Raw genomic sequence first — 13,319 nt, 5'->3', positions numbered from 1 at the left:
CCGTATAAGAAATGTTAAAGTTATAAATGAAAAAAGAAACATGCTAGTGTCCCAAAAACATAAGTTTTTGAGATTCTATCAGGATATAAATTGCAGGTGCATCCGCGTATCGGTATGACGCGGAATGCAATGTTCTTGGAATGGTGGACAGTAGCTGCCACGGAGAAGTCGGAGTGTTGGTTGATAACAATGAAGCGCTTAGATAGGAAAATACCCCATATCATGAAATTAAAGGAGGTATTCGTATTGCTAAAGGCGTCATAGCGTCGGTGGAAACAGCTCATTTATAGAAAAAGAGAATGAGGAAAGTTGAGTGGATTATTAGCGAAACCCAACCATAATCATTTCTTATTTCAATTATAAATTTATATTCTTTATCCAATAACCAGAAATAAAAACTGACTGCACCAATATCAACTAGTGATTGGAAGACTTTATCAAGATTTGTGCTTATTACAGGGATTTCATAGTTATCCCATAGTATAAAAATCTGTTCATCAAAATCTGGTTTCTTTTCTTTAATAAGGGAAATTAGTTGCTCTTTATTTAAAGCTATTAATTGATTGTCTATTTGTTCCCAATCTATTCTTCCAGAGACAGTTATAGGAAATGAATTTATTAAAGTACTTGCAATCTGTTGGCTTTTTTTGAGGGAAAATGAGAGTTTCGTCTCCGAGGGATTCAATACATTCATTAAACAAAGGGTTTGTATCATTGCTATTTTTTGTTTTCAGTGCCCGTAACTTTTGTTGCATTTTCCATCGTCTTGAGGATCTATCACTCATTTTTATCATTCCTTCTACAATTAATTAGGAGTCAGTATAGCGTATAGAAACAGTTCTTAGGAAAGAAACTATTAGGCAATTGAAATAAGCCTCTACTTTCACCATATTTAGTTTAAGAATTAGATTGTCCGATTCTTTTGAAACATAACTATAATAATTCAATTTCAATATCATAAGCAACCCAATTATTATATAGAAATACAAATTCAATGACTTGAATTCAATGTTTTGTTACGCTATAAATAGCTTGATTTGTTTTTAACTTAAACATATTAAGAGTACTTAATAATTTTTAGGAGGCTTTTTTGAATGAAGTTATGTAAGGCGAAAACCTGGTTACCATTATCTGCTGCAATGATTACAGTAGTATCAAATCCAGTAGGGACTGCGGCTTCAACGGTTTATACGGTTCAAAAGAATGATACCCTAGAAGCAATAAGTAAACAATATGAGGTGTCCGTTCAATCACTTAAACAAGCAAATTATAAAGCAAATGATCAAATTAATATTGGAGAACGTTTAACAATTCCGGTATCGTCAACTGCAAACGAATATGTTCAAAAAAATAATTCAGCAGTTTCAAGTAATACATATCAAGCAATTTACCAAGTGAAAAGCGGGGATACATTAAGTTCTATATCACAACAATACAAGGTTTCAATACAGTCTATCAAACAAACGAATAATGTGGACGGAAGTCAAATTTTTGTCGGTCAACACCTAAAGATTGATACTGGCATTTCGTTGCAAGAAGTGGATTTAATGGCTCGATTAGTGAATGCAGAAGCAGGAGGAGAACCGCATGCAGGAAAGGTTGCAGTGGCAAAGGTAGTGTTAAATCGGGTTAACGCAAATGGCTTTCCAAATACAATTACAGACGTAATTTATGACCCCATTAAAAATGGTTATGCATTTACTCCTGTTACAGACGGTAGAATTAATCAGCCTGCTACACAGGAAGCAAGAATGGCAGTAGAAGAGGCTCTCACTTCAAAAGGAACAAATTCTGATTGGCTGTATTTCTATAATCCTCAAACATCGACTGACAAATGGATTACAACACGTCAAACCGTTGCACAAATTGGAAACCATCTGTTTGCTAAATAATAATATATTAGAGGCATTTCCAATGAGATAAGGAGAGGTTATTTTTGCGTGTAGTACATTCACTATTAGCAATATTAGCAGTTGTATTTTTAATTTGTGGTGTTATTATTCACGAGTATGTATTGGTGTTTTTGGTAGGGATTTGTTGCATGGTGATAGTAAGTTTTATGATTTCCAGTATACGTAATTGGAAAGTGAATAGAAAGCGTATTTCTATCGTGTATTTTACTTGTGTATTAATATTATTGCTATTAACACTATATCTTTTGTTTGTCACAGTTTATACACGTTCTTTGGAAATATAGTAGTTTTACATCTATATCAAAACCTCTCTGATAATGTTCTTTCTGTGGGTTTGAAATAAATCCACGATGTTTGTAAGAAAGACGCGAAGCTTTGAACAAAGTTGCGATGTTTATAAAAATGATGCGATGCTTTATCTCTTTGATGAAAGGATTTTAAATGCGTTTGGATTGGATTCTTTTGCTTATTGTACAGTTAGTTTTCTATAAAACTTAGATTTTTAAACGACTTTATTGTTATTTTTTCGTTTGGTGAAATATTTTTTATCAAAAATTAAACAACTTTATTTTCATTCTACAGTAGATACTTCCATATGAGTATACTAGCAACAGAGACTTCATTATAGAGTCTCTTTTGCTATAAGATATTTTTGACTCAAGTTTCATTTATTATATCTTTAAAATATAGTTTCATATCCTTAGCTTCGAATTCATTTATTTCAAGGGGGGAGCGCAATCATCACATTTAACATTTATACTTAGCATGGAATTCTTTTATTTTACATCAATAATATCCATGAATTTAAGAGTAATTCTGTTATAAAAAGCATCTGTACATAGTATAGAACAATTCAATGGATCAATATCAGTTACGGTCATATAGTTAGTAAGCAAATAGCCATCTTCGTAATATGTAATCAACACCTCTTCTTCAGATAGTAATGAACATAATAACAGGTTCTCGATAAGTTCTTTTTCTTCAGAAGTTAAGATTGGACGTGCTACTTTATTCTTTTCCTTAATAATCTCACGTATACCGTCAAATTGTACTGTCATTGCAGCAAATGGCGTCCATTTCACCATTCCTCGTCCCTTTGGCATATTAGCGTTGTTCATGATTTGTGTCCTCCTAACAATGTGTTTCTGTATCTTGCTGTAGCACTATTTGTATAAGAAATTCCTCTAAATATGCTGTTCTTACCAAACTTAGTGCGTATTTCATCCATTACCTTCGTTAATTTCATTTCTTTTTCTCGTTGTATTACATTGTCAAAAAGAGATATTTGTTCTTCACCTTCATTGATTAAGTTGGTTAAAGAAACATTGATAGATCTAATTGGTTCCCCGGTATAAAACGTATGTAAAAAATATGTACAAATATGATAGATATCCATTGTTAAATTAGTTGGTCGGTTCATAGTGTGAGTTTTTCTGAAACCACCAGCGTAATTTTTACTGTAACCAATGGAAAAATGGATTGTTTGAGCTAGTTTGTTTTGTCTTCTCATCCGATAACAAACTTCTTCGATATGTTCCAGAAGGATAATTGGAAATTCTTCTATTGTGTAATCACGCATGAGTATTTGGCTCTTACCAATTGAAGTTGTTGTTGGTATGTATTTTTCTGCAATACGGCTAAAATCAATGCCGTTGCTATGTAAGTGTAATTCTTCGCCAATAACCCCAAAGCTTTGTTTTAAGTATTTGAGCGGGTATTGCGCTAAGTCTCCAATTGAATGTATTCCTTTTCGATTTAACTTTACTTCTGTTTTACTCGAAATCCCCCAAAACTTACTAAGTGGTCGTATCGGCCATAATTTTATGGGTACATCTTCGTACTTCCAATATGCGATGCAGTCTTTTGTCTTCTTCGCCTCCACATCTAAAGCAATCTTACTCATTAAAGGATTAGGCCCAATCCCAATTGTGCATTCAATTCTTGTTTTCTCATATATTTCACGTTTGAATTTCAACGCAAATTCATATGGCTCATTCGCAAACAGATGGATACTATTTGTAATATCCATAAAGAATTCATCGATGCTGTATTGGTGGAAATCCTCAATCGGAACGTATTGTAAAGCTAATTTTGTTATGTAATTTGAGCATTTTATATAAGTGCCCATGATTGGGTTTACCATAAGAATGTCTTTACGTCGTGGTATTTCGTACAACCTTGCCATTTTCTTAACACCTAATGCCTTTAATGGTGGTGTTGCAGCCAAAACAATAGAGCCATTTCTGTTCACATCTCCTACTACAGCTAATTTGGTATGTAGTGGGTCTAATCCCATCTTGATGCAACTAACTGAAGCATAAAAGCTTCGAAGATCTACACATAAAACAATTCGATTCGGCAAAATTGAGTAGTCATACACCTTTACGCCTCCTTAATAATAAGAACATTTGTTCTTATTATACACGAATATACGTTCTCTTATGAAGGGGTTTTTATAAAAAAATAAAACTGACTCTAGTTAGCCAGTTTTTACATATCCCAAAAGTCGGTAGATTTAACGTTTGGTTTTATTTGCCTAATAACTTTTAAAATCTTTTTCATTACAGTTGGACTAGGTATGTATTCTTTATCATTGCACGCTTTTGAAACTGTAGGACGACTTAATTTCGCGGTCTTTTCTAAATCATTTTGGGTGAAGCCATTCCGATCTAAAAAATCACCTAATTTCGTTCGGTTTTTCCCTCCGAATTTCCAAAACACTTAAATCCCTCCTGAACCTATTTTCAACATTGTGGACATAAATGTAAAAAACTATTCGCATAGACGGCAAAAGTTTTTTACATAATGTACAAGCTGTCCACAATATGATGTATCAAAGCAGCTACCACGGTATTTATTAAGGTAGAAGAATACGAGGTTACCAAAGTAAGTTGCAAATGATTACCACAGTATTTATCAAGATTTCTACCAAGGTAAAACTACCAAGGTATTAAGTAGATGAAGCTATGTAATATCTACATTCTAAATTCTGTTTATAAAGGGGGCATTTAAATGCGTGCTAGGAAAGAAACAATTCCTTTTCGCAAGTTTATGGATCGGTCATACAAAGATAAAGAAAAAAAAATTCGTAAATACAATTCATTAAGTCCTTTCGCATTCCTTCATATGTCGGATCAGGTATTACATACTTACATTGCATTAGGAGTAATGGGAACGGTTTTAATCGGGGCAGTCATGTTAGAAAAGTATTTGGTGCGAAATGACTATATATCAGCAGCTAAATTTGTAAGCGAAGGTATTTATCACGGCACGCGAATTGGTGGAGTTTGCTTGATTGGATATGTATTTGTTCGTATCGTAATCATGTTTTAAGGAGGGAAGGGAGTAATGGGGATGATAAAGGAGTGGATTCGTACGCAAAGGTTAAGGAATCAGCTTATGGAGGTGTTCGGAAAAGCAGGTTTATATACGGAACATCAAACGCGTGGGGGAAAAGTGCCTATTTATCCAAAGATACATAATGTTTCCTCTTCGAAAGAAAGCGTGAGATATGTATTTACCATCCCAAACGGATTAGATCCACAGAAAATCGAAAAGAAGTGGTTCTGTTTTCAGCAAATATTAGGACGGAATCTTACGATTGAAGGGGATATGAAAAAGTTTGTACTACATGCATTCCGTTCAGCGGCTGGACTAAAACCATACACTTACTGTTATAAAGAATGGCAGCCATTATTAAAAGAATACCGTCTTCCTGTTGTGGTTGGCCGCGACCAATTCGGAAAAACGATTACGTACGATATGGTTGATTCCAATACACCACACTTATTAATAGCAGGAGAAACGGGAAGCGGGAAAAGTAGTATGGTACGTGTTGTATTATCCACACTTATTCAATATATGTCTCCTGAAAAGTTGCATTTGTACCTTGGTGACTTAAAAAACTCTGAATTTCATTTTTTACGTAGAGTGAAGCATGTGAAAGAAGTTTGTATGGAAGAAATTGAAATGAAAATAATGCTTCAAAAGTTATGGAAAGAAATCAGAGAACGAAGAAAACTTATGGAAGAATATGAAGTTGATCATATTGATGCGTACAACAAATTAAATCCTGATCATCCAAAAGCATATATTCTACTTGCTATCGATGAAGTGGCCATGCTAAAAGATGAAAAAGATTGTATGGCTACGATTGAAAAGATTTCAGCAGTCGGCCGATCACTTGGGGTGTTTCTTATGCTTAGTATGCAGCGGCCAGATGCGAAAGTGTTAGATGGTAAGTTAAAGCTCAATATGACCGTAAGAATCGGCTTTAAATGTGATAGTGCAATTAATAGTAATATCATGGGTACTCCTGGTTCAGAGCATTTAGAGCTATCAGGCCAAATGATTTTAAAACGAAATGGATTAAAGAAAGTGCAAGCACCTTATTTGGAATTAAGTAAGGCGAAACAAATTGTTGAACCATATCGCATGCCTAAAGAGGAGAAAATACTCCAGAATTCAACGCAAGAAGAAATTTCGTTATTTGGGGTGTTAGATGATGAAGAGTAGAGATAAAGGAATTTTGAATGATTTGAATCGATTTAGATGCATGTCCCGTGACGATATTATTGACTTGCATTTTCAAGGCTTAAAGAATGCGGTAACTTGCTGTAATACGGTTATGAAACGATTAAGAAGAGATGGCCATGTTGATGCTAATGTTTCGCAGCACCCATACATTTATTTTCCGCAGCCAAGTTCTATCAGAAAGACAAGTCAAAAAATACCTCATTTCCTTGGTATTGTGGACGTATACAAACAACTCGTTCATTATGAAAATCCTAAACTATTCAAAGTTGAACCAAAGTATGGGAAAGAATATATGGAGCCGGATGCTTTTACTATATGGCGTAGATCACCATTCTTTATTGAAGTTCAAAAGTCAGTGTACAGTAAAAAAATAATGCAAGATAAGATAAACAGATACGAGTTATACTTCCATAGCCAAGAATGGCACAATGAATCCTGGCAACCGAAAGTTTCTAAATTCTTTCCTTCAATCCTTATAATTACTGGCAAACATTACGACGTTCAATCTCCTCATTTACGTATATTTCAGGCGAATTCTATAGAAAGTTTTATGAAAAATTTAGCGGTGAAATCTTGAACTACCCCCACTTTCACTTCGTTTAGAAGAGGGGGGATTCCTAAGTAAAGAGTTCTATCGAACTCTAATTTATTAGGCTATCTCCACAGTCCTTGCGGTTAGAAGCCTTATCGCTTCATTCTTTAGATTGATACTTGCGTTAATATCCCTATCATGGTGTGTAAGGCAAGAAGGGCAGTCCCATTTACGTAGGTTTAGATTTTTAACGTCTTTGTTTTGATATCCACAACAAGAACATAATTGGCTGGAAGCAAATGTTTTCGATACGACAATGACTTGTTTGCCGTACCATTTTGCTTTGTATTCCAACATAGTTCGAAACTGAGACCATGATACCTCACTAATTGCTTTTGCTAACTTATGATTCTTTAACATATTTGATACTTGCAAATCCTCTATACCGATAACATCGTGGTTTTTGATGATTTCAGTCGAGATTTTGTCCAAGTAATCTTTTCTAGCATTCGTCATGTATTCATGAATTCTAGCTACTTTTACTCGTTGTTTATTCCAGCGAGAAGATCCTTTCATTCTTCTAGAAAGAACACGCTGTGCTTTTGCCAACTTCTCTTCTAATGATCGAAAAAACTTCGGATTTTTATAGGTTGTTCCATCTGACAAAATGGCGAAATCTTTTAGTCCCACATCCATTCCAATGTAAGAGTTTGTTTTCGGAAGTTCTCGCACTTCTGTTTCAACTAACAATGACACAAAGTATCTGCCAGAAGGGTTCCGTCTAACTGTAGCATTTACAATACGTCCCTTTACTTCACGACTTTTGGCAAATCGAACAAGACCTAGTTTTGGCAATTTTATTTTGTTTCCTACAACGGCAATGTTTTCATTTGTTTGTTTTGTGGTATAAGATTGTACGTTGTTCTTCTTAGATTTGAAACGCGGGGCATTGTTTTGTTTTTTGAAAAGGCGTGTATAAGCATCCGCAAGGTTGCGAACAGACGACTGAATCGCGATACTATCCACTTCTTTTAGCCAAACAAACTCTTTCTTCATGGCAGGGAGTTTGGCAGAGCATGTACCATATGTCAAACCTTTCCCTGTTTCTTTGTATGCATGATCCCATAGAGATAGGAAATGATTGAATACAAAACGAGAACAGCCAATCGTTTTATTGATTAGGGTTGCTTGTGCTTTATTTGGATAGATACGAAATTTATATGCTTTATTAATCATCATTCATTTCACCTCCATTTCGGTATGTTTCTATTATACAACAAACGTACATTCGATAGGTAGTGAAGTAACAGTTTATGTCTGTCGAACAATTAAGATGGCTTCCTGCCATCCCTTGTCCGAAGCCAATTCATCTCCCACCTACTCACTTCGCGTTCCTTGAGGAAGGAGTCTTCTTGGCTAAAATGATAAAATATTAGAATATAACTTATATTTTAAGTAACTCTTTTTATCAATGTGACGGTATCCTATATGAAAAATCTCAATCTTATTTCTATAGGATGAAATGAGATTGAGACTCTTTTGTTGTTTATTTGCTGGATAATGGAATGGTAACTAAAAATTGTACGCCTTGTTTGGTATTATTCATAGAATACGTGATAGAAAGGGATTCGAAAATTTGTTTTACAATATATAATCCTAAGCCACTCCCTCCAGTATTTCGATTTCTTGACTTTTCGATTCGATAAAAGGGTTCGAATATATGTTGTATATTCTCTTCTTTAATTTCGACACCTGTATTAAGGACTTGCATTTCGATATAGTTTTGCTTAGATTTTTGGCTTAACTTTATATAGACCTTTTCGTTAAGTGGTGAATACATAATCGCATTATGAATGATGTTTTTACAAGCTTTTTCTAAAAGAACACGATCCGTATAAACAAAAATGTCAGAATCGACTTCTTTTATTATTTGAATGTCTTTTTGAGAAGCAAAAAATTCGAGGTCTTTTGTGATTGTACCTATTAACTTCGAAAGATTTACTTCTTCTACTTGTGGTTTAAAGGTATGTTGTTCTAGTTTTGACGTGCTTAAAATTTCGCGAACCAGTTGTTCCATACTTCCAATTATTTGATGATTTTTCTTTAAATATTGGTCACGATTTTGATAAGGGCCGATATTGTATATCATCCCTTCTAAGTAACCTTTCATAACAGTAAGAGGAGTTTTTAATTCATGTGCTACAATAGCAAAGAATTCCCTTCGCTTTGCCTCTATTTCTCTTTCTTTTTCAATATCGCTTTTCAATTGATGATTCGCTTTTTGTAAATCAAAAATTGCCTGTTGTAAATTTATGGACATATCATTCAAGCTATTGGACAATTCCCCTAATTCATCCATAGAACGAACCTCAATTTTTTCGGAGAAATCCAAGTTTGCCATCTTTTGTGCACCTTCATTAATATAAATAAGTGGTTTAGTAATAAATCTTGAATAGAGATAAGCACTTCCTAAACCAATAACCAGTACAATGATACTAATATAGGGTAGAAAACGTACCAAGACCTGTGAAGCTTCATCGATCGGTTGAAATGTTGCGAACACTACAAGCGTTAAGTTAACATCTTGGAATTGTATTGGCTTGGTAGCCTCATATGAATTACGAGATTGAGCCAAACCCTTTATTGGTACTGTTGTAACAAAACCTTTTGCTGGAGTACCCCCCTGAACAGTCCCCCCCTGAACAGTCCCCCCTTGAATAGTACTCCCTTGAATAGTACTTTGAAGAAAAGGATAATAAATAACCCTTCCCTCATTATCTTGAAGATATATCACTGCATTATTTTTTTGTGCGTATTCATCAACAAGTGGTGTTGCATTTTGAAGCGGAAGATCTTTAGATTTATCAATTATTTCTTCGATTCCCGTTTGAAGCTGATCTGTTTTGTATTTCTCATAAAATTTAGGGAGAAAGAAGTATAAAGTTACATAAATTAAGGTTGCAAAGGCTAACAAAATGAGGGATGTAGTCATAAAGAGTTTATAGGTAATTCTCTTCATCTTCATGATCTTTACAATCCTATTCATCGATTTTATAACCAATGCCCTTTACTGTTTTAATGTAGGGTATATCTAATTTTTTTCGTATGTTTTTCATATGCGTATCAATCATTCGTGTGTCTCCGGCATACTCATATCCCCAAATTTTTTCTACGATATTTTCTCTTGTGAGTACCTTTTTTTCATTTTGAAGTAGTAGTTGCAAAATTTCAAATTCTTTTGTCGTTAGGGGAACCTCAACTTTATTTACATATACTTTATATGCATCGCCATCGACATGTAGTTCTCTAAATACAAAATGATTATCCGTACTTTGATTATTACTTCTTCTCAGTACTGCTTCGACTCGTCTCATCAAAACATGAAAAGAAAAAGGTTTCGTAATATAATCATCGATTCCAAGATCAAATCCTTTCATTTGATCTTGTTCTTCTTCTAGCGCAGTTAGCATAATAATTGGTATATTTGACTGACTTCGAATCATTTTGGCAACTTCAAATCCATTCAGGTTTGGCATCATCACATCTAGAAGAATTAAATCGAAGGACTGCTTATTAAATTGTTTCATGCCCTCTAATCCATCTGAAGCAACTATAACTTTATACTGTTGTGTCATTAAAAATTGTTTGATTAATTCTTGTATTTCTTGATCATCTTCTACCACCAGAATATGATAGTTCATCGTTATATCACCTCTTGTAGTCATTATAATCCTCCAATCTGGAGCTGATGTGGAGACGAATTAGAATACATAGAAACACTATAAAAACTTCACAGGAAAACTACATGTATTTCAAATCAGCTCCAGATGCATGAGATAGGTTATATACATAACAAGACAGAGGGAGGTAATCAAGATGTCACTGGAAGCAAACATCATTCTTTCTTTATTAGATGTACAACTGTGGATGGCCCCTCATTCGAATAATGGTCGCATAAAAGAGAAAAAACAAAAATTGAAATTAGCACCGTACTTAAATAAATATACAAGTGTAAATAAAAGAAAGCTATATAAGTCTAGTGAACAAAAATAGAGAGAATCAAATTGATTCTTTCTTTTTCGTGTATTCAATAGCTAGGTACTGAAAATCTTTACTATAACTCTAGATTAACTCCATATAGAATACAGATTAGGTTTGTATGCTACATGTATCAAATAGAAAGGAATGATACATGATGTTGACGACATACACAATCTATCAATTTTTATCCCTTCCTTCTTATTTACACGCAAACCTATTACCATCCATTCTCACGAGAACTTTCGGCTCTAAGTTTATAACAAAAGAGTAAAGAATCTAATTGAGGTTATGATTCCTTCTTGCTGCTTTGTGCCAATACCCGTATAACATGCTATGTACATTGAATAATTGATTTGATGAGAGCCGAATAGGCTCTTTTTTTAGAGACCAGCTCGAGGTGGGGTTGAATATCGTCATACATGTATTTATAGAGAAATTTAAATATAATGTTATTCCTGCGAAAAAACAGTTGATTTATATCTAAACCATGCCTAAAGGTGAAATTTTTTTTGAAATGGTGATTCCTAAATATCACATTCATACATCGTAATTCAAATATGAACATAAAAATATTCAATTGAAATTAAAGGAGAAAGGGATGTTCACAATGGGACATTATGATACAAATCAAACAGAAAACAATAGGGATAAAGCCTATAAAAAAACAGGGTATTTTTTCACAGGAATAATTGGTGCAATGATTGGTGTAATTACCATTGGATTGACCATCCCTTATATAAATGAAATCAAAGGAAATGCAGACCAATCTCCTAAACATAACGAAGTAAATCAGGTTACGCCGACCTCTTACAAACCAGAAGATGTGAGCAATCTTCAAAATATGATTGAATCTGCAAAAGAAGTTGTAATAGGTGTCATTAACTATAAAAAAAATACAGATCCATTTAATACGCAAGCACAATCAGAAGAAGCTGGTTCAGGGTCAGGGGTCATATATAAAAAAACAGGTAATAAGGCTTTTATTGTTACAAATAATCATGTGATAGACGGTGCGAATAAAATAGAAGTGAAATTGAATAACGGTAAAAAGGTGACCGCTAAAGTAGTAGGAACAGATCCCTTATTAGATTTAGCTGTATTAGAAATTGACGGTACAGATGTAAATAGAGTCGCAACACTTGGAGACTCAGAAAAAATTCGTACAGGGGAAACTGTGATAGCCATTGGGAATCCATTAGGGCTAGAAGGGAGTGTAACAAAGGGGATTATTAGTAGCAAGGAACGAGAAATACCTGTTAGTACCCTTGGAAATCAACAAGTGGATTGGCAAGCACAGGTCATTCAAACAGATGCAGCTATTAATCCTGGAAATAGTGGAGGAGCTTTGTTTAATGAACAGGGTGAAGTCATTGGAATTAATTCGAGTAAAATTGCACAACAAGCTGTTGAAGGAATTGGATTTGCAATCCCGATTCATATAGCCAAAACAACCCTAGAGTCTCTTGAAAAAGATGGAACAGTTAAACGTCCAATGATGGGTGTACAGTTATTAGATGTAGAGAAATTGACGGATTCTGCACGTAATCAATTAAAATTACCAAAAGAGATAACAAATGGTGCCGTGTTGGGGAATATCTCAAGTCAATCACCAGCAGAAAAAGGCGGATTACAACAGCATGATGTTGTGATTGCATTGGATGAACAAAAAATAGAAAATGTCGTTCAATTCCGTAAATATTTATATGAAAAGAAAAAACTGGGGGATACAATTAAAGTAACCGTTTATCGAAATAGTGAAAAACTAACAAAAAACGTGAAATTAACGGATCAAACACGTGCCGCTTAAAAATACAGCCACCTTTCGGTGGTTTTTTCTATTTTACTAGTTTTAATATGTGCTTTTTGTGTGAGTACTAGATATATCAGAGGTGTTACATGTGATGAAGCAAAAAGAATGCCCACATTGTTTTTCCATGCAAGAAGCTCATTTTCTCCAGCTACAGTTTCTCATCCTGTACAGTATGGGCCATATATTATATAAAAAGACTTATCCCGTATTTGTTTCCCATCCTCAAGTTAATCATTTGGTGGCTGAATTTATTTATATGTACTATCATTCCGTTCGTCCTCATTCCACATTAAATGGACTGACTCCTTACCAATCTTCAAAATCGATTGCATATGCTAACTTGTGTTCCAACTTTTGTTGACCAGGTCAATGAATAACTCCAAATAAACTCCAGATAAACCCCTGATATCTTTAGATAAACTACTGAATATCTTCATATAAACTCCAGATAGTGTATTTAGAATAACAACTATCAAGGAGGTTAGGA

At 34.2% G+C, this 13,319-nt stretch carries 13 protein-coding genes and 1 pseudogene; 7 read left to right on the top strand and 7 right to left on the bottom strand.

The genetic code is table 11. The annotated features are described in order from the left end of the window. Positions 1 to 280: 280 nt before the first annotated feature. Positions 281 to 785: pseudogene (locus QCI77_RS28135) on the bottom strand (CDI toxin immunity protein). 309 nt (positions 786 to 1,094) lie between these two features. Between QCI77_RS28135 and QCI77_RS28130 the strand changes: the two are divergent. Beyond that, complete coding sequence (locus QCI77_RS28130; RefSeq protein ID WP_353825842.1) at positions 1,095 to 1,892, top strand: cell wall hydrolase; 798 nt, start codon at positions 1,095 to 1,097, stop codon at positions 1,890 to 1,892. Between the two features lie 44 nt (positions 1,893 to 1,936). Further along, positions 1,937 to 2,197 (top strand): hypothetical protein, encoded by a 261-nt coding sequence (locus tag QCI77_RS28125; RefSeq protein WP_353825841.1) that lies wholly within the window; start codon positions 1,937 to 1,939, stop codon positions 2,195 to 2,197. Positions 2,198 to 2,689: 492 nt separating this feature from the next. Here the strand turns inward: QCI77_RS28125 and QCI77_RS28120 are convergent, their stop codons facing one another. The 3 genes from QCI77_RS28120 to QCI77_RS28110 form a co-directional block, all read right to left on the bottom strand. Continuing rightward, on the bottom strand, positions 2,690 to 3,031 hold the full coding sequence (locus tag QCI77_RS28120; protein ID WP_353825840.1) for a YolD-like family protein: 342 nt from the start codon (positions 3,029 to 3,031) through the stop codon (positions 2,690 to 2,692). Beyond that, complete coding sequence (locus QCI77_RS28115) at positions 3,028 to 4,293, bottom strand: Y-family DNA polymerase (protein ID WP_353825839.1); 1,266 nt, start codon at positions 4,291 to 4,293, stop codon at positions 3,028 to 3,030. The genes QCI77_RS28120 and QCI77_RS28115 overlap by 4 nt, the downstream gene beginning before the upstream one ends. Positions 4,294 to 4,403: 110 nt before the next feature. Further along, positions 4,404 to 4,634 (bottom strand): helix-turn-helix domain-containing protein, encoded by a 231-nt coding sequence (locus QCI77_RS28110; RefSeq protein WP_002150963.1) that lies wholly within the window; start codon positions 4,632 to 4,634, stop codon positions 4,404 to 4,406. Between the two features lie 291 nt (positions 4,635 to 4,925). On the opposite strand from QCI77_RS28110, the gene QCI77_RS28105 reads away from it, so the two are divergent. The 3 genes from QCI77_RS28105 to QCI77_RS28095 are packed head-to-tail and all read left to right on the top strand — an operon-like array spanning position 4,926 to position 7,026. Then, complete coding sequence (locus tag QCI77_RS28105; RefSeq protein ID WP_353825838.1) at positions 4,926 to 5,246, top strand: hypothetical protein; 321 nt, start codon at positions 4,926 to 4,928, stop codon at positions 5,244 to 5,246. A 15-nt stretch (positions 5,247 to 5,261) separates the two neighbouring features. After that, positions 5,262 to 6,428, top strand: coding sequence for an FtsK/SpoIIIE domain-containing protein (locus QCI77_RS28100; protein WP_353825837.1), 1,167 nt, complete (start codon positions 5,262 to 5,264; stop codon positions 6,426 to 6,428). Between the two features lie 22 nt (positions 6,429 to 6,450). Then, on the top strand, positions 6,451 to 7,026 hold the full coding sequence (locus QCI77_RS28095) for a replication-relaxation family protein (protein ID WP_353826039.1): 576 nt from the start codon (positions 6,451 to 6,453) through the stop codon (positions 7,024 to 7,026). A 72-nt stretch (positions 7,027 to 7,098) separates the two neighbouring features. On the opposite strand, the gene tnpB is transcribed toward QCI77_RS28095, so the two are convergent. The 3 genes from tnpB to QCI77_RS28080 all read right to left on the bottom strand — a co-directional run bounded on the left by tnpB (position 7,099) and on the right by QCI77_RS28080 (position 10,706). After that, a complete protein-coding gene (gene tnpB, locus QCI77_RS28090; protein WP_353825836.1) occupies positions 7,099 to 8,220 on the bottom strand; it encodes an IS200/IS605 family element RNA-guided endonuclease TnpB in 1,122 nt (373 codons plus the stop codon). Positions 8,221 to 8,527: 307 nt separating this feature from the next. Next, positions 8,528 to 10,006, bottom strand: a complete 1,479-nt coding sequence (locus QCI77_RS28085) for a sensor histidine kinase (protein WP_353825835.1) — start codon at positions 10,004 to 10,006, stop codon at positions 8,528 to 8,530. A 13-nt stretch (positions 10,007 to 10,019) separates the two neighbouring features. After that, positions 10,020 to 10,706: a response regulator transcription factor gene (locus QCI77_RS28080; RefSeq protein ID WP_002169576.1), complete on the bottom strand. Its 687-nt coding sequence runs from the start codon at positions 10,704 to 10,706 to the stop codon at positions 10,020 to 10,022. Between the two features lie 151 nt (positions 10,707 to 10,857). Between QCI77_RS28080 and QCI77_RS28075 the strand changes: the two genes are divergently transcribed. Both QCI77_RS28075 and QCI77_RS28070 read left to right on the top strand, forming a co-directional pair. Further along, positions 10,858 to 11,034: a hypothetical protein gene (locus QCI77_RS28075; protein ID WP_002017115.1), complete on the top strand. Its 177-nt coding sequence runs from the start codon at positions 10,858 to 10,860 to the stop codon at positions 11,032 to 11,034. A gap of 586 nt (positions 11,035 to 11,620) precedes the next feature. Next, a complete protein-coding gene (locus tag QCI77_RS28070; protein WP_353825834.1) occupies positions 11,621 to 12,829 on the top strand; it encodes a S1C family serine protease in 1,209 nt (402 codons plus the stop codon). Positions 12,830 to 13,319 lie beyond the last annotated feature (490 nt).

This window comes from Bacillus cereus group sp. MG9 (assembly GCF_040459995.1).
Classification (GTDB): domain Bacteria; phylum Bacillota; class Bacilli; order Bacillales; family Bacillaceae_G; genus Bacillus_A; species Bacillus_A mycoides.
Note: the sequence above shows the minus strand (reverse complement) of the source record. Positions and strands in the feature narration are given on the sequence as shown.

What these genes read in the sequence shown, in the direction of transcription:
- QCI77_RS28130 (WP_353825842.1), top strand. Translation starts at nt 1,095, where the DNA reads ATGAAGTTATGTAAGGCGAAAACCTGGTTACCATTATCTGCTGCAATG.
- QCI77_RS28105 (WP_353825838.1), top strand. Translation starts at nt 4,926, where the DNA reads ATGCGTGCTAGGAAAGAAACAATTCCTTTTCGCAAGTTTATGGATCGG.
- QCI77_RS28070 (WP_353825834.1), top strand. Translation starts at nt 11,621, where the DNA reads ATGTTCACAATGGGACATTATGATACAAATCAAACAGAAAACAATAGG.
- QCI77_RS28120 (WP_353825840.1), bottom strand. Translation starts at nt 3,031, where the DNA reads ATGAACAACGCTAATATGCCAAAGGGACGAGGAATGGTGAAATGGACG.
- tnpB (WP_353825836.1), bottom strand. Translation starts at nt 8,220, where the DNA reads ATGATGATTAATAAAGCATATAAATTTCGTATCTATCCAAATAAAGCA.
- QCI77_RS28080 (WP_002169576.1), bottom strand. Translation starts at nt 10,706, where the DNA reads ATGACTACAAGAGGTGATATAACGATGAACTATCATATTCTGGTGGTA.
- QCI77_RS28075 (WP_002017115.1), top strand. Translation starts at nt 10,858, where the DNA reads ATGTCACTGGAAGCAAACATCATTCTTTCTTTATTAGATGTACAACTG.
- QCI77_RS28085 (WP_353825835.1), bottom strand. Translation starts at nt 10,006, where the DNA reads ATGAAGATGAAGAGAATTACCTATAAACTCTTTATGACTACATCCCTC.
- QCI77_RS28100 (WP_353825837.1), top strand. Translation starts at nt 5,262, where the DNA reads ATGGGGATGATAAAGGAGTGGATTCGTACGCAAAGGTTAAGGAATCAG.